Consider the following 17,303-nt stretch of genomic DNA (forward strand, 5'->3'; position numbering starts at 1 on the left):
ATTCCCCACAACGAAAGCCCGCAGACACCTACCCCAGCGAAAACCGGCCTGCTTGCCGTTGCGTCTCGAAAATCTTGACCGAGCGTCGCATTCGCCACCGGCCCGAAGCATCTCGCGATCGGGCGCCTGACGAGTCCGGGCCGCACCGTTGGCCAATGCTAGCCCGGTCCGCCGACAGGCGGTTCCCGCCCAACGGGCACAGCCGCGCCCCTGTGTGCCGGGTCAAACCCGGTTTCGCCGGCACCGTCGTCCGGAGACGGCCCTCAGGACCAGTGGATCTGCTTCCACCCCGCACCACTGACATGGTCGAGGCTGTCATCGGAGAGGGCCTGCGGTCCGCCGGGGCGCATCTGCTCACGCGCCTGAAGGACCAGCGCCTCGGCCGCTTCCTTCGGAAGGTCCTGCCCCTTGGAAGCAGCGTAAGCGGTCAGCGCTTCGGCGCTGGAAAAGACCTCCCGCATGCCTCCAACATCGGACAGACACCCGCCCGTGCTGATCATGAAGGCCTCAAGAGACGGAGGATTTATTGCCATGCTACAGCTCTCTTTCAGTTTCGGGCGTCCTTCGGAACTTCAATCTCGGATGATCCGTGTAAAGCCCGTCCTGTTGGGGCGCGGCGGCAGCGGAGGCAGCACACCGCCCACGACCTGATCCAGTTCCTGCTCTCCGAGCGGAGCGGTGCCGCCGTCCGGCTCGATGCCGGGTTCGGGCGTGGGCGTGGCAGAAGCGTCTTTCTCGTTGGTCATGCTGCCCCCATTCGCATAGGCGCTGAAGTCCGCGCCGATGGCAGGATTCTACAATGGATGGGGCCTGTGCATTTGCCTGCCTGTCCCGGATGACTTGTGCCACCGTCCCAATCCATACCGCCAAGGGCAGGGCCGCCCGTCGTCGGTGGTCGGAGGGTCAACAGGTTTCCGGAACCCGAAAGAGGGAAGAACATTCCCTTTGGGAAGAGAGCCTGAGATAATGCATTGCACGCGATGATCGGAGCCACGTGGGTGGGAGAACGCGCATGTCAGGAGGCATTCCGTCCAGAAGGTTCCGGACGCTGGAGTCCGATAAGGCGGAACAGTTCGGCCGCTACCACGACCATATGGCGCCCATCTACGACGTAGCGGCGGAGGAAAATGGCAAGGCCGGCTTTGCCGCCGATATGACCGCATATCATCTGGGCGGCATGCTGGTCGGCGCTTCAGGCTTTTCCGATCACGCGATCGGACGAAGCAAGCGCAAGATCGCCCGGACGGACATGGATCACCTGCTGGTGCAACTGCACAAAACCGGTGGGCTGGACGCCGACGCCGAGGGCAATGTTGTGCGTGTGCGTGCGGGTGACATCTCCCTGATCGATCTCGGCCGACCGATGGACGGGCATGCCAAGACCTCGCAGACGCTCGACGTCATCCTGCCGCGTTCCCAGCTTCCGGATCTGGCGCAACGGCGCAAGACGCCGCACGGTGCCGTGCTGAGCGGCGACAGTCTGATGGGCGGCATTCTGGGGGACTTCCTGCTTTCCTTGGCACGGAGACTGGACGCCGCCACCCCACGCGACGCCGGTCTCCTCACCCGTGCGGCCGCCGACCTGATCACAACGTGCTTCCAGTCGGAGACGGGCGTCGCCGCAGCACAGGAGGGGCTGCTTCTTGCAGCCTCTGAACGGGCGAGACGCTACATCGATGCCAATCTGTCGAAGGCCGAGTTGGTGCCCGTCCGCGTCGCGCGGGAGCTGCGCATGTCGCGCTCAAGTCTGTACCGTCTGTTCGAGGCTGAAGGCGGGATCGCGAAATATATCCGGACGCGCCGGCTGACCACCGCCTTGTACTTGCTGACACATCCGGCGCATGCCGGCATGCGCATCGGCGAGATCGCCTTCCGGTGCGGTTTCAGTAGCGAGGCCCATTTCAGCCGCGCATTCCGCAGCGAGTTCGACATGAAACCCAGCGAGGCCAGGAAGCGCGCCCGCTTCGAACCTGCCCTGGCTGCTGCCTCCCCGGGCGAGGGGCCTTGGATCGCCTCGCTTCGCCCCTCGGAATAGAGGCTCCCAGGCAAGGCGTGAAACGGAGCTAGCGGACGCAGGATCTGAGCCGGGGCGCTCCTGCCAAGACCGCCAATCCGCTTTGGCGCAGGTGGAAAAGAGGCTCAGGTCAGACGGAGATACCGTCGGCCAGTGTCACGGACGTATTACGGACCGGCACCGCCTAGGAATCAAGGCACAACGCGGCGCAACCGCGCCGCCACCGCCGCCACCGGCTCGGCCCAAGCGTTGGGCGCGGGCTGACGAAACAACTCCACGGTGGGATACCAGGGGCTGTCGCTGCGCTCGCGCAGCCAGCGCCAATCGGGCGCGAACGGCAGCAGCACCGAGACCGGCCGGCCCATGGCGCCGGCCAGATGCACGATGGACGTGTCCACCGCCACCACGCGGTCGAGCACCTCCAATATGGCCATGGTGTCGGCGAAGTCGGCGATCTCGGCGCCGAGATGGATCAGCGGCGCGGCGCCGTAATAATCCGCCACCTGCGCCGCCGCCGGGCCGATCTGCAACGACACCAGCGCCGTGCGCTCCAGCGCGGCGAGCGGGGCCAGGGCCTTCAGCGTCATGGAGCGGTTATAGTCATTGCCATGGGTCGGCCGCCCGGCCCAGACGATGCCGATGGCCTGGAAGCCGGCGGGGATCAGTTGCGCCAGCCGCGCCCGCCACCGCGCCACCTTGGCCGGATCGGCCCTCACATAGGGCACAAGCGCGGGGATGGTCTCCAGGTCGGTGCCGAACAGCCGCGGCAGGCCGGAGAGCGGGCAATACGCATCGAAATGCGGCACATGCTCCCAGCGGTCGGCATAGCGGGTGATGCCCGCCTGCTGCATGACGATGGGCTGCATCTCGGAACTGCACGCCATCACCAGATTGGGGCACAGCTTGGCCACTTGCGGAATGTAGCGGCAGAACTGGATGGTATCGCCGAAGCCCTGGTCGCCGATCAGCACCAGCGTGCCCTCAGGCATGGGCGTGCCGTCCCATTGCGGCTTGTCGGCGTGCGGCAGTAGGCGTGGCGAATTGGGCAGATCGAACCGCCACTCATATTCCGCCCAGCCCTCGGTGAACTGGCCGCTCAGCAGCAGCGCCTCGGAGAGCTCGAAATGCGCCGCCGCCATGGTCGGGTCCAGCGCCAAGGCGCGGCGGGCACAGGCGATGGCGGCGTCAATCTCCATGCGGTCGTAATAGATCACGCCAAGATTGTAATGGGCGCCCGCATCGTCCGGCGCCAGTTCCACCGCGCGGCGGCCATGCACGAGTGCCTCGTCCAGCCGGCCCTGGCTGCGATACAATTCGCAGATGTTGCGATGGAAGATCGGTTCGGTCGGCAGCAAGGCGATGGCCCGCTCCAGCCGGGCGAGCGCCTCGCGCGGCCGCTTGGCCTTGTGCGCCAGGATCGCGCTCTGATGCAGCGCCGGAACATAATCCGGCTTGGCCTCGAGCACCTGCGCCACGATCTGCTCGGCGGCATCCAGGCGGCCTTCCTGCTCATGGGCGCTCGCCTCCGCGAGCCATTCGTCGACGGTGCGCGATATGGCGGCCGCGGCACCAGCGCCCTGCGGTCCCGCCGGCTGCGGCGCGGACATGCCCTGCCCCGCGCTAGCCATCGATCGAATATCCCAGACGCGCGATCACCGGCTCCAGCACCGGGATCACCGGCGCCAGATGCTTGAGATAATGGCGATAACGGAAGCGGGAATCGTCATAGAGCTTCTCCGTCACCTGCGCATAGCTGGCGGTGCGGGCATAGCGCTTGTTCTCGTGGAACTTCAGGCAGCGCTTGTCGAAGGGCAGATCGGCGAAGGCCAGCATGCGGCGCACATGGGTTTCCTGATCGTCCACGATGTCCTCGTAACGCACCGCCAGATACTTCAGAGCCATCTCGCGGCGATAATGCTCCACCAGATCCATCACCAGCACATAATGCTGGGCGATCGTTTCCAGCGCATTGGCGCAATAGAAGCCATGGGTCAGGTGGTTCGAATAGACCGAGAGCACGATGTCCAGCGGATGGCGCAGCACATGGATCAGCGGCGCATCGGGGAACATCAGGGCGATGAGGCCCATGTGGGTCTCGTTCAGCGGCATCTTGTCAGTGAAGCGGGTGGCGCCGGGCTCCATGACGCCCAATTGCTTGACCCGCTGCAGATAATAGTCGCGCAGATTGTCCAGCCCCTCGCACTGGTCGCCCATCCATAGATCCGCCAGCGCCTCGGGATAGGCCAGCGGACTGTTGAGCATGCGCGGCATCAGATTGGCGATGTCGTGCACGAAGGAGAGTTCGTCGCCGGCGGAGACCTTAGGGTGGGCGGAGAGCGTCTGCTCCACCATGGTGGTGCCGGAGCGCGGAAAGCCGAGGATGAACAGAGGCCGTGGCCCGCTTTCCACGGGTTTGGCGCGGGGCACGATGCGCAGCCGGTTGCTGGTGAAATAGGCCTTTAACCGCGCCGCCAGATTGGCCGCGTGCTCGGCCATATAGGTGACGCCGCTCTGCTCCACATTCAGCCGCTTGCCGGCAGCGAAGGCGGCGAAGGCCTCGTCATAGCGGCCCATCTTGTCCAGCAGGCGGCCCTTCTCCAACAGGTCGTTGGTGCCGAGGCCCCCGCCGGGGTTCTGCTGCGCCATGCGGTCCAGGATCGCCAGAGCGGCGTCATATTGCTTGGTGCGCCCGCGCACCACGGCGCGGTGCAGCAGAATGCTGGGATGGCCAGGCGCCAGCGCCTGTGCCTGATCCAGCAGCTCGTCGGCGCGCGCAAAATTGCGGTCGGTCTCCTCCATTCGCGCCCAGCCCAGCACGGTCTGGAGAATGGTAGGCGCCAGCGCGAAGCTCTCCTCGTAGAGCGCGCGGGATTCGGCCATCTTGCCCTGGTTCTTCAGGTTCCAGGCCAGGTTCGCCAGAAGGATGGGCTGACGCTGCCCCAGCAGGTCCAGGGCACGACGATAGTGAAACTCACCGACCTGCGGCCGGTTCATCTCGGTCATGATCATGCCCATCAGATTGTGCGACTGCGGGTCGGTCGGGGCGATGCGCACCGCGTTGCGGGCATGGATTTCGCCTTCCGCCAGATCGCCCTTGCCGAACAGCAGCAGCGCCAGCTCCTGGGTCGCCCACACATTGTTGGGGTCCAGCATCACCAGCCGGCGCACCAGCGCCTCGGCGGCGGCGCCGGCGCCCTGCATCTTGCGGATCTGATAGAGCACCGCCAGCGCGCCGCCCTGCCCCGGCGCCAGCTCCAGCACCTCCAGGCACAGCCGCTCGGCCTCCCCATAGGCGCCCTTGGCGTGGCAGGCGATGGCCTCGTCCACCAGCGGCAGCAGGTGGCGGCTGGCGGCGGCCGGGCCGAGAGCTGAGGCCTCCAGCTGGCAGCAGCGCAGAGCGCGCAGGCCGCTGCCGCAGGCGCACAGGGAGGGATGCAAAGCGTTCATGGGGTTACTGTCCTGAAACCTGGAAGAGCCTGATCCACCGGGCCGCGATCACGGGGGATCAGGCTCTCATGCCTTTATGGCGTGTCAACTCGTAGGCCCCGACCCGGTCAGAAGGACCAGGTGAAGGACCCGGTCACCGCATGATCCTGCACCGCATTGGACAGGGTGCCGCGATACGAGACGCCGAGCTTCATGCTGTCGTCGAGCTTCCAGTCGGCGCCCAGGTCCAGCAAGGCCGCATCCCGCGCCAGCGGCGCCCCGGTGACGCTGAAGTTCACACCGGTGCCGAAGGCCAGATACGCCGCCGGGTCCAGATCGCCGAAGGCGTGCTGCCAGCCCACCATCAGGCGCGGCATCAGAGTGGTGCCGTTGCCCAGCGTCCAGCTGGTGCCCAGCCGCAGGCCGAGGGTGGAATAAGTGAGGTCGGCCGTCGAACTGTGCAGGGTCAGCGCCGCCGCCCCCCCGACTTCCTGCCCCGCGCCGGTGTTCATGTGCACATAGGCAAGGCCCGCGAACGGCTCCAGCGCCAGACCATTCCAGGAGAAGCCGTAGCCCACCTCGCCGAACACCTGCGCGGTATCGACGCCATAGCTGCTGCTCACCCCTTGCTGGAAGCCTGGGAAGGCGACCGTGCGCGCCATGTCCACGTCGCTCCAGCTGTAAGCGGCGCCCAGGCGCACATTCACCGGCCCGAAGGCGCGCCCCGCATACAGGCCGAGGCTGTAGGTGCCGATATCAGCCGAGCTGGCGCGACCGGAGATGGTGAGATCCGTGGAGGTGTAGCCGCCGGCGAGGCCCACCCGCCAATCCTCGCCGATCAAGGCATCGAGGCCGGTCATGAAGCCGGAGCGATCATGGCTCACCGCAGCGGCATTGCTGGTGCCGCTGATCTGGCCCCAGCCGCCGAACGCCTCGCCCCACGCCACCAGGCGGGAGGCGCCGCCATCGGCCATGCCGCCATTGGGCCGGGCGATGGCCACGCCGCTGGGCTGCACCGTGCCAGTGCTCCCCTGCCCGACTGACGCCAGGGCCGAGGACGACAGCGTCACCGGCCCGCCGGTGCCCAGCGCGACCACCGCGCCGCCGGCTTCGCCATAGGCCTGCTGCCGCAACCGGTTCATCAGGGTCTGCGGCACCACGCGGCTGTCATCCAGCAGGGCCGTTATGACGCTGGCATAGGCCTCGCCGGACAGCATGGTGAAGGCGGTGCGGGCGCCGGCCGCGTTCTGGCCCACCACCGCCTGATAGAGCGCCGAGTTGGCGCCGCCGGCCTGCACCGCATTGGCGGTGGCGTATTGGTTGAGCGTCAGGGCCACGCTGGAGAAGCGCACCGGCGTGCTGCCGGTGGAGAGCGTCAGCGACACCGTGTTGGAGCCATAGGTCAGCGACGGCGTGAGGAATGCCAGGTCCGTGGTCACGGTGTCGAACTGCCCGCTCAGCGCCGTGCTGGTGAGGATCGAGTAGGTGGTCGAGGCGCCATAGCTGCCGCTCCCGGCCAGCACAGCCAGGGTGCCGCTGAGGGTGGCGGTGCCGGACACCAGCAATTGCGAGCTCTGGCCCTGCGGGTTCACCGCCACCTGCAAGGTGCCGCCGGAGGTCTGGACGAAATTGCCGGTGAGCTTGAGGCTGCTGCCGACCGCGCCGGGTTGCAGCGTGCCGCTGTTCGTCACCGCGCCGATGGTCCAGCTGCCGCTGGCGATCCAGTTCGCCCCGCCAGCGATGGTGAGCGCGCTGCCGCTGCCGAAATTGGCAATGGTGCTGGAAAGAGTGCCGCTGCCGGCCAAAGTGATCCGCCCTGCGCCGCCGCCACCGTCGATGCCCCCCTCCAGCACCGAGCCGGTGGTCAGGGTCAGGCTGTTGACGCCGGCATCGAACTGGATGGCGGTCCCGCCGGTGCCGGTGATGGTGCCGCTGTTGGTGGCGCTGGCGCCGGTGCCGGTGAACTGGAGGCCGATGACGCCGCCGATGGTGCCGCTGTTGGTGAGCGAGGCATTGCTGCCCAGCGCCAGGCCGGCGATGGCGTCGTCGAGGATGGTGCCGGCATTGACCACCGTGCCGCCGGTGCCCACCTGCACGCCGAACACGCCGCCCTGAATGAAGCCGCCGGTGGTGTTGGTCAGCACGCCGCCGGACCCGAGGTTCACGCCGGTGTCGGCGGTGCCGATGATGGTGCCGCTGTTGGTGATGGTGCCGGTGCCGGTGACGCCATTTACGGTGCCGAGCACGGCACCGGTATTGGCGAAGCTGCCGGTGTTGGCGAAGGTGCCGGATCCGCTGATGGTGCCGCTGTTGGCCATGCTGCCGGAATTGGCCAGCGTGCCGTCATTGACCAGCGAACCGGAATTGCTCAGCGTGCCACTGCTGGCGATGGTGCCGGTGCTGGTGAGCGTGCCGCTGTTGGCGAAGGTTCCGCCGGAGACCACTTGGCCGTTGATGGTGGTGGTGCCGGTCGCGGCCACCACGCCGCTGTTGTCCAGCGTGGCACCGGCTGAGACCTGGAGATTGCCACCCAGCGTGCCCCTGTTGGTGAGCGTGCCGGAGAGCACCACGGCATTGCTGATGGTGCTGCCGGCATCGACCGCCTGGGTGGCATTGAGGAAGGCCACGTAGCGGAAGCCCAGGACCTGGACGGTGTCCAGGACGGCACTGCCTTCCACCACCAGCGTGTTCACGCCCAGCGAGCCGTCGGCGAGGCCGATGAGCGCGCTGCCGCTTTCCAGGATCAGCCGGTTGGTGCCGCCGGCGAACTGCACCGCCGTGCCGCCAGCCCCGGAAATGGTGCCGAAATTGTCGATGGTGCCGCTGGCGCCGCCGGTGAACAGCACGCCGATGCCGGCGTTGCCGGTGCCGGAGATGGTGCCGGTATTGGTGATCGTCGCCGTGCCGCTGGAGATGGTCACGCCGGTGGTGGCGCCGGTGATGAGGCCGCTATTGGTCACAAGCCCGCCGGCGGCGAGATCAACGCCGGTGCCGCTGATGCCGGCGATGGTGCCGGAATTCGCCACCGTCGCGATGCCTGAGGCCGACACGCCCGTCGCCGCGCCCTGGATCAGCGCCGTGCTGCCGGAATTGGCGATGGTGCCGCTGGCTAGCGCGACGGCGGTGCTGCCGGCACCGCTGGTGGTGATGGTGCCCGCATTGGCCACCACATTGCCGCCGCTGCCGCCAACGACGGCGGCCTGCGTACCGCTGATGCGGCCACCCGCCTGGTTGTTCACGCTGCCGGTGCCGACCAAAGCGATGGCGCCCAGCACGCTGCCGCTGTTGGCGAAGCTGCCGGCATTGGTGAACAGGCCCGCGCCGCTGATGACGCCGCTGTTGCTCATTGTGGTGGCGTTGCTCAGCACGCCGGAATTGAGCAGCGTGCCGGAATTGCTGAACACGCCGCTGTTGGCGAGAGTGCCTGCCAGCGCCAGCCTGCCGGCATTGCTCAGGCTGCCGGAGGTGGCGAGGGTGCCCGCAACATCCAGCGCGGCGGTATTGATCAGCGTTCCGGTATTCAGCAGGCTGGCCAGAACCGAGAACGACCCGCTGTTGGCGATGGTGCCGGCATTGGCCGAGCTGGCGCCGGCGGCGACCAAGCCGCTGGTGTTCAGCACCGCGCCCGCATCCACGCTCACCTTGCCGTTGAGCGTGCCCTGGTTGGTCAGCGTGCCGGCGATCACCACCGGATTCGTGATGGTGGAGCCGGCGTCGATGGCGTTGGTGGCATCCATGAAGCCGACATATTGGAAGCCGATGGCGCTCACACCGGAGAGCGTGGCGCTGTCGCGCACCACCAATGTGTTCACGCCCAGGCTGCCGTCGGCGGCCCCGATGAGCGTGCTCCCGCCTTCCAGGATCAGCCGGTTGGTGCCGCCGGCGAACTTCACCGCCGTGCCGCCCGCCCCTGAGATCACCCCGAAATTGTCGATGGTGCCGCTGGCGTACCCCATAAACAGCACGCCGACGCCCGCGGTGCCCGTACCGGCGATGGTGCCGGTGTTGGTAAGCATTGTGGTGCCGAATGCGACGCTGACCCCGGCCGTGGCGCCGGACACGAGGCCGCTGTTGGTGACATTGCCGCCCATTCTCAAAGCGATGCCGGAGCCCGATACGCCGATGATGGTACCTTCATTGGTAATCGTCCCGGCGGAACCGAAGTCTACGCCGGTTTGGCCACCCTGAATGAAGGAGGCCGTGCCTGCATTGGCCAGGCTGGTGCCGCTGAGCGAGACGCCGATACCGCTCGTGCCGAGAATGGTGCCTTCATTCAGCACCGCCCCGTTTCCGACGATGACGCCGTTCACAGCCCCTTGGATGCGCGAACCAACCCCAGCATTGGTGATGGTGCTGCCCACAGACAAGTCAATGCCGGAGTTGGCGAGACCGATGATCGTGCCTTGGTTCATCACCGGGCCGCCGCCGACCATCTTGATGCCGGATATCGCGCCCTGGATCAGTGAAGCGCTGCCTGTATTAGTCACCGCGCCGATATTGACCACCCAGACGCCAAATTCGGACGATCCAATGATGGTGCCTTCATTGCGCACGGTTCCATTGGAGGTGCTGGCCACGCCGGTCTGGCCGCCCCGGATCAACGATGCGGTGCCGATGTTTGAGATCGTGCCGGTCGAAATCTCGACGCCCCTACCCGCCGTGCCGGTGGCGATGAGGGTGCCAGCATTGGCCATGGTGCCGCCGCTGATGAACATCGCGTGAAGGTCGCCGACAATGCTGCCCCCGACTTCATTCCTCACAACGCCTGTGCCACCCACCCCGAGCGTTCCGAAGATGCTGCCGCTATTGGTCAACAGTCCGGAATTCTGGAACAGGCCAGCAGTGGTAATGAACGTGCCGGTATTGGCCAACGTCCCGTTATTCACCAGCGTGCTCGACAGCGTGAACGTGCCGCTATTGGCGATGACGCCACTGTTGGTGGAGGAGGCACTCACCAAGACCACGCCGCTGGTGTTCAGCACCGCGCCCGCATCCACGGTCACCCGGCCGTTCAGCGTGCCCTGGTTGGTCAGGGTGCCGGAGATCACCGTGGCATTGGTGACGGTGGAGCCGACGCCGATGGCATTGGTGGCGTTGATGAAGCCGACATATTGGAAGCCGATGGCGTTCACGCCGGACAGCGTGGCGTTGTCACGCACCACGAGCGTGTTCGAGCCGAGGCTGCCATCGGCGGTGCCGATGAGCGTGCTGCCGCCTTCCAGGATCAGCCGGTTGGTGCCGCCCGCGAACTTCACCGCCGTGCCGCCCGCACCGGAGATCACGCCGTAATTGTCGATTGTGCCGCTGGCGCCGGCGCTGAACAGCACGCCAATGCCCGCCGTGCCGGTGCCGGCGATGGTGCCGGTATTGGTGATCAGCACCGTGCCGCCGCTGATCTGCACGCCTGCTGTGCCACCGCTGATGGTGCCGCTGTTGGTGATGGTGCCACCCAGCGCCAGCGCCACGCCATAGCCCAGCGTGCCGGCGATGGTGCCGGCGTTGACGAGCGCGGCCAGCCCGCCCAGCACAACGCCGGTCATGCCGCCCGAGATCACGGCGGCCGACCCGCTGTTGGAGATGGTGCCGCCGGCGGCGAAAGAGACGCCAATGCTGGTGGCGCTGCCGAGGGTGCCCGTATTGGTCAGCGTCCCCATGCCGCTCGCCACCTGCACGCCGGCGATGCCGCCGCTGATAAGGCCGCTGTTGGAGATGCTGCCACCGAGCGCCAGACCGACGCCATAGCCCAATGCGCCGATGATGGTGCCGGCGTTGCTGACCGTGCCCAGCCCGCCCAGCACGATGCCGGTGAGCCCGCCCGAGATCACCGCGGCCGTATCGCTGTTGGCGATGCTGCCGCCGGCGGCGAGGGACGCGCCCATGCCAGTGCCGCCCGTGATGCTGCCGCTGTTGGTGAGCGTGCCCAGCCCGCCCAGCGAAACGCCGGTGAGGCCACCCGACATCACCGCCGCCGAGCCGCTGTTGCTTACCTGCGCGGCGCCGCTCAGCACCACCGCCGTGCCCGCCGTCGAGGTGGCGCTGATGGTGCCGGCATTGGCCAGCGTGGCGCCAGCCCCGGTGACGCCTGCCAGCACGCCCGTGATGCGGCCGCCAGCCTGGTTGGTGACGATGCCCGTGGCCGTCACGCTCACGGTGCCGACGATGCTGCCGCTATTGGTCAGCAGACCGGCATTGGACAGCGTACCCGAACCGGCCAGCACCGTGCCGCTGTTCACCAGCGTGCCGCTGTTGCTGAAAAGGCCGGTGATGGTGAGCGTGCCGGTATTCGAGAGGCTGCCCGCATTGCTCAGCGTGGTGGCGGAAGCCGCAGAGGTCAAGGTCCAGGAGGCGCCGGCGTCCACCAGAACGGTGGCGAAATTGGTGATGCCCGAGAGAGTGCCGGTGCCGGAGACGAATTCCAGCGTGTTGCTGCCGGCGCCGCCATCCACGATGCCGGTGAAGGCAGCGCCCGAGAGCACTTGGAGCAGGTCGTCGCCCGCGCCGAACTGCACCGCCGTGCCGCCGTTGCCAATGATGGCGCCGCTGTTGATCAGCGTATTGGCAAGGGTACCGCTGAAGGCGATGCCCACGCCGGCCGTGCCCGTGCCGGCGATGGTGCCGGCATTGGTGATGGTGCCGGCGGCCCCGCGGGCATAAATGCCGTCATTTCCGCCCGAGATCAGGCCCGTTGCCGCATTGTGGACCGTGCCGCCCGCATCCAGGAACACGCCGGTGCCGGCGGTGCCGCCGGTGATGCTGCCGGTGTTGGCGATGGTGCCCAGGCCATCCATGGTCTTGATGCCGAAGCCGGCCGTGCCGGTACCGGCGATGGTGCCGGCATTGGCGATCGAGACCGACATGACATTGCCGGTGGTGCCGTTGGAAATCAGGATGCCGCCGAGGCCGCCGCTGATGAGCGCGGTGGCGCCGAAATTGACGATGATGCCGTTGGTGGTCTGGTCGGCGCCGTAGCCAGCGCTGCCGAGGATGGTGCCTTCGTTGCGCAGGAGCGAGCCGGCGTTGCGCAATTGCACGCCGGTCAGCGTGCCAGCGATGCGCGCGGCCGTGCCCACGTTGGTCACGGTATCGGTGTTGAAGCTGTAGACGCCGACCCCGCTGGTGCCGGTGGCCAGGATGGTGCCGGAATTGGTCAGCGTGCCGCCGAACATCTTGACGCCGTAGGTGGCGCCGGTGATCCGCCCGTTGGCGTCGTTGCCGATGATGTTGCCGCCACCGTTGGAGACCACCCCCGGGCCCGTCGCGCCCGTGATGGTGCCGCTGTTGATCAGCGTGCCCGTGCCGAGCTGGGCGCCCATGGCGCCGGAAATGGTGCCGCCAGCGTGGTTGGTCACCACGCCCCAGTCCATGTTCGCGCCGAAGCCGCCGCTGCTGCTGATCAGCCCGTCATTGACGATTGAGGCGACAACGCTGGAGGTGTTGGCGAAGCTGACGCCGCTCATGGCGCCGGAAATGGTTCCGGTGGCGGCATTGGTGACGCTGCCGGCGCCAGCCTGTACCACCACGCCCTGGCCGCTGCTGGCGATGATGGTGCCGGCATTGGTGAGGGAAAGATTGCCGCTTGTTACATTGATCCCTGAGCCGCCGGAGATCAGCGAGGCGGTGCCGTTATTGGCGACGACGCCACCCGTATTCAGGAAAATACTGGTGCCGCCGGCACTGATGGTGCCGGCATTGGTCACGGTGGGCGTGCCGCTGATGCCGACAACGCCGGTGCCGGTGGTGGTGACCAGCGCGCCGAGCTGGTTGTCCAGCACACCGCCAGAGGTCAGCGTCTCGGTGCCGGTGATGGTGCCGCTATTGCTCAGGAGGCCGCTGCTGGTCAGCACACCGGTGGTGGCGGTCAGCACGCCGGCATTGATGAGCGTGCCGCTATTGGCCAGGGTGCCGGAATTGGTGAGCGTGACGCCGGACGAAATGGTGTTGGCGCCGGTGAAGGTCCAGCTCGCACCGCTGTTGACCTGCACGAGCCCGAAATTGACGAAGCTGGCGCCGCCCAGCCCGGTGAAGCTGCCGCCGGTGCCGTCGAAGGCCAAGGTATTGGTGCCGGCTCCGCCGTCCACCACGCCGATGAAGGTGGCTCCCGCCTGAAGGGTCAGCAGGTCGTTGCCCGCGCCGAAGGCCACCGCCTTGGTGCCACCGGAGATGGTACCGCTGTTGGTGAGCGCGTTATTGAAAGTGCCGCTGGCGAACAGCACGCCATAGGTCGCGCCCGTGATGGTGCCGGCATTGGTCACCACACCAGCGTCGGATATAAACTGGATTGCGCGGTCGGCCGAGGAAATCAGCGAGGCGCTGCCGGAATTGGTGATCGTGCCGCCATTTTGCAGATAAAGGCCGTAGGCGTGGCCGTTGGTGAGCGTGGTCGCCCGAATGGTACCTTCATTGGTCACATTGATCGGCACGCCAAAGCCGACCACACCGATATACGTGCCAATGATCTGCGACCCGGTGCCCGCATTGTTGACGAAGCCGCTGCCATTCATCCAGACGGCCTCGAGGCCGGTGATCGTGCCAGCATTCTGCACGCCGCCCGAAGCACCCGCATAGGCAAACACGCCAACGCTGGTCGTGGCGCCGGTGATGGTGCCCGTGGCGGCATTCGTCAGCACGCCGGTGCCGGTCAGCGTGACGGCGCCGGCGATGCTGCCGGAATTGGTCATGGAGCCGCTGTTGAGCAGGGTGCCGTCCAGGGTCAGCGCACCCGCATTGCTAAGGGTGCCGGCATTGGTGAAGGTGCCGCCAGAGGCCACCGTCATGGTGCCGCTATTGGTCATCGCCAGGGCCGAGGCGACGGTATTCGTGCCCGTGAAGGTCCAGTTGGCCCCGCTCAGAACATTGAACTGCTCGAAATTGATGAAGCCCGAACCGCCCAGCCCGGTGAAGGTGGCGGAGGTCGTGCCACCGAATTCCAGCGTATCGGTGCCTGCGCCCGCGTCCACCACTCCGGTGAACACGCCCCCCGGCAGCAGGCGCACGACATCGTTGCTGGTGCCGACGAAGCGCACGGCGGTGCCGCCATTGCCGATGATCGTGCCGCTGTTGACCACCGTATTGGCGAAGCCGGTCACGTTCACCAGAACGCCGACACCGGAGGTCGTATTCGTGCCGATGATGGTTCCGGCATTTGTAACGGTGGAGCCTGCCCCATAGGCGTTCAGCAGGTAGGCCCCTGCGGCTGTGCCGGAAATTGTCGCGCCGGCGGCATTGGTCACCACGCCGCCGCTCTGAAGATAGAGCGCTTGCCGGCTCGTGCTGGCGATGGTGCCATAGTTGGTGATGGTGGCGACCGCACCGCCGGCGGTGAAGAACACCGCATTTCCGGCGCCGCCTGTGACCGTGCCGCTGTTGACCAGCGTGGCCGTGCCGCCGCTGACCACGACGCCGTAATTGCCCCCGGCGATCACACTGGCGGTGCCCGTATTATTGATGCTGCCGCCGCCGCTGAGATTGATGCCGGTCCGTGGATAGGAGCTCGGTGCGCTGATGGTGCCGTCATTGATGACGGTGCCGGCGGCTCCGGTAATGTTGATGCCGAACGAGCCCGAGATGAAGGAGGCGGTGCCGCTGTTGGTCACCTTGCCGCCTGCGGTCAGCGAGACGCCGGGTCCATTCGTGCCGGCAATGGTGCCGGCATTGGTCAGGGTCGGGGTGACACCGGACGCATTGGTCACCGCGGCGACAGACGTGGCGGAAATGATGCCGCCGAGCTGGTTGTCCAGCGTTCCCGTGGAGGTCAGCGTTACCGTTCCGGCAATGCTTCCGCTATTGGTCAGGAGGCCAGTATTGATAAATGTGCCGTAGGTATTAAGCAGCGTGCCACGGTTGGTGAGGGTGCGCGAATTCGACAATGTCGCCGAATTATTCAGTACGCCACCCGCTGCGATGGTAATCCCCGCGCCGACCCCGGAGTTGTTCACCACGCCGCCGTTCACCATCGAGCCGGCGATGGAAATGGACGCAGACGTGCCGGAATTGTTCAGGGTTCCGCTGTTCGAGAAGGTCCCCGTGCTCAGGACGACGAGGGAGGCACCGGCGGCATTGGTCAGCCCCCCGGAACTGTTCAGGGACCCGGCCACGGTCAGCACCGACGCCGTTGTGGCATTCTGGATCGGGCCGGACGATGACGCTGTGGCGGCGGCGGCGACCGTCAACTTGCCGTTGTTGGCGAAGGTGGCGGCGCCGAAGCTATTCGTGCCGGTGAGGGTCCAATCGGCATTGGCCAGCACCGACACGTTCTCGAAGCTGAGGGCTCGCACGCCGGAGATGGTGCCGGCCGATGTGCCGGCGAACTGCAGCGTATCAGTGCCCGCACCGGCATTCATTATGCCGGTCACGACGGCACCGGGGCGCAACTGCACGGTGTCGTTGAACGACCCGGTCATGCTTATGGCGGTGCCGCTATTGCCGATGATGGTGCCGTAATTGATCACCGTCGTCGCGGCGCCGGCGCCGGTCACGCCGACGGAGCCGGATATGATCCCGCCGTTGGCGTTCGTCACCCGGCCGCCATTGGTGAGACCAACACCCACTCCCGATCCGGCCGTTGCCGTCACGGTGCCGCTGTTGGTCACAACGCCTGCCGCCCCCTTCACGGCGATGCCACGGCTACCGCCTGAGATCGTCCCGCCCGCGCTGTTGGTTACCGTGCCGCCAAAGCCGAGATAAACCGCAGGAGTGGTCGTGCCGCCCTGGATCAGCCCGGAGTTGGTGATCGTGGGCGAGCCGGCCTTCGAATAGATGGCGAAGCCGCCGGTGGTGATGATGGTGCCGGCATTGGTCACCCGGCCGCCACTTGCCAAATAGATGCCCATGGCGGCGCCGGAGATCGTGCCTCCGGCACTGTTCGTTATGAGTGTACTGGAGGCACTGTTACGGACGCCCGCACTGTTGCTGTCGGTCGACGTCGTGCCTGAGAACGTTCCGGTAGCGGTGATGAGGCCGTCATTCACCACCGTGGCAATGCCCGTGATCTGCAGACCGCCGGCACCGGTAATGGTGCCGCCGGCAGTGTTGCTGACAGAGCCCTGATCGAACGTCACCCCGAACGAGGTTTGCCCGGTGATCTGGCCGGCATTGGTGAGAGTGGCGTTCGCGCCGAGTGCGAAGAAATACACGCCCCGATTTGCGCCAGTAATCACGCCGGTTGCGGCATTGTTCACACTGGCGGCCGTATAAGAGATGGCGACTGCGCTGCTGGACGTGCTGCGGATTGTGCCCGCATTGGTCAAGGTGCCGGCGACATCCCGGATGTAGACCCCGAACACATCTGCGGTGATCGACGACGCAGTGCCGGAATTGGTGACGGAGCCTCCGGAATTCAGATAGACGCCGAGATTTGAAGCTGTGATCGCGCCTTCGTTGATCACCGTGCCCGCGCCGCCGGTGATTCTCACGCCGGAACCACCGGAAATCAGGGAGCCGGTGCCGCTGTTGGTCACCAGCCCGCCGGCGGTGAAGGTGACGCCGGTGTAGCTCGGGGCACTCACGGTGCCCTGGTTGGTCAGCGTCCAGACGTTTGTATTGCCGCCATAGACCGCGCTCGCGGTCGACGCGCTGACCGTGGTGGCGGCGGTGATCAGAAAGTCGGTGGAGCCGGAATAATTGCCGAGGACGACACCGGTGTTCGTGGGGTTCAACGTATGGGTCTGCGCCTGCGCCGGACGCGGCAGCGCCACACCCAGGCTCACCACCACGGGCGCCAGCATCAGCGCCACGGTGGCGCAACTGCTCAGGAGGACCTGCGCCATCCGGCTGCGGCGCCGGTCCGGCGGGAGAGCGGCGCGAAGCGCGGGGGCAATGGGGGCGGACGGCACGCTCATGCGGACACTGAAGCCAGAACTTGCCG

Annotated in this window: 6 protein-coding genes; 1 reads left to right on the plus strand and 5 read right to left on the minus strand. The window is 66.6% G+C overall.

What is annotated here, in order from left to right; genetic code table 11:
• Positions 1 to 263 precede the first annotated feature (263 nt).
• On the minus strand, positions 264 to 461 hold the full coding sequence (locus AZC_RS16640; RefSeq protein WP_148209865.1) for a hypothetical protein: 198 nt from the start codon (positions 459 to 461) through the stop codon (positions 264 to 266).
• Positions 462 to 572: 111 nt separating this feature from the next.
• The gene (locus AZC_RS25740) at positions 573 to 746 is read right to left on the minus strand and encodes a hypothetical protein (RefSeq protein WP_012171753.1); all 174 of its coding nucleotides are present in this window, start codon (positions 744 to 746) and stop codon (positions 573 to 575) included.
• A 266-nt stretch (positions 747 to 1,012) separates the two neighbouring features.
• Between AZC_RS25740 and AZC_RS16645 the strand changes: the two genes are divergently transcribed.
• Complete coding sequence (locus tag AZC_RS16645; RefSeq protein ID WP_081434021.1) at positions 1,013 to 2,035, plus strand: helix-turn-helix domain-containing protein; 1,023 nt, start codon at positions 1,013 to 1,015, stop codon at positions 2,033 to 2,035.
• A 170-nt stretch (positions 2,036 to 2,205) separates the two neighbouring features.
• Here the strand turns inward: AZC_RS16645 and AZC_RS16650 are convergent, their stop codons facing one another.
• The 3 genes from AZC_RS16650 to AZC_RS25745 form a co-directional block, all read right to left on the minus strand.
• A complete protein-coding gene (locus AZC_RS16650; protein ID WP_012171755.1) occupies positions 2,206 to 3,621 on the minus strand; it encodes a tetratricopeptide repeat protein in 1,416 nt (471 codons plus the stop codon).
• A gap of 13 nt (positions 3,622 to 3,634) precedes the next feature.
• The gene (locus tag AZC_RS16655) at positions 3,635 to 5,461 is read right to left on the minus strand and encodes a tetratricopeptide repeat-containing sulfotransferase family protein (RefSeq protein WP_012171756.1); all 1,827 of its coding nucleotides are present in this window, start codon (positions 5,459 to 5,461) and stop codon (positions 3,635 to 3,637) included.
• 107 nt (positions 5,462 to 5,568) lie between these two features.
• Positions 5,569 to 17,205 (minus strand): hypothetical protein, encoded by an 11,637-nt coding sequence (locus AZC_RS25745; protein ID WP_043879502.1) that lies wholly within the window; start codon positions 17,203 to 17,205, stop codon positions 5,569 to 5,571.
• Between the last annotated feature and the right edge of the window lie 98 nt (positions 17,206 to 17,303).

This window comes from Azorhizobium caulinodans ORS 571 (assembly GCF_000010525.1).
GTDB classification, from domain to species: Bacteria; Pseudomonadota; Alphaproteobacteria; order Rhizobiales; family Xanthobacteraceae; genus Azorhizobium; species Azorhizobium caulinodans.

Bases quoted from the DNA above. Each gene is read 5' to 3' on its own strand.
- AZC_RS16640 (WP_148209865.1), bottom strand. From the start codon at position 461: ATGCGGGAGGTCTTTTCCAGCGCCGAAGCGCTGACCGCTTACGCTGCT.
- AZC_RS25740 (WP_012171753.1), bottom strand. From the start codon at position 746: ATGACCAACGAGAAAGACGCTTCTGCCACGCCCACGCCCGAACCCGGC.
- AZC_RS16645 (WP_081434021.1), top strand. From the start codon at position 1,013: ATGTCAGGAGGCATTCCGTCCAGAAGGTTCCGGACGCTGGAGTCCGAT.
- AZC_RS16650 (WP_012171755.1), bottom strand. From the start codon at position 3,621: ATGTCCGCGCCGCAGCCGGCGGGACCGCAGGGCGCTGGTGCCGCGGCC.
- AZC_RS16655 (WP_012171756.1), bottom strand. From the start codon at position 5,461: ATGAACGCTTTGCATCCCTCCCTGTGCGCCTGCGGCAGCGGCCTGCGC.
- AZC_RS25745 (WP_043879502.1), bottom strand. From the start codon at position 17,205: ATGGCGCAGGTCCTCCTGAGCAGTTGCGCCACCGTGGCGCTGATGCTG.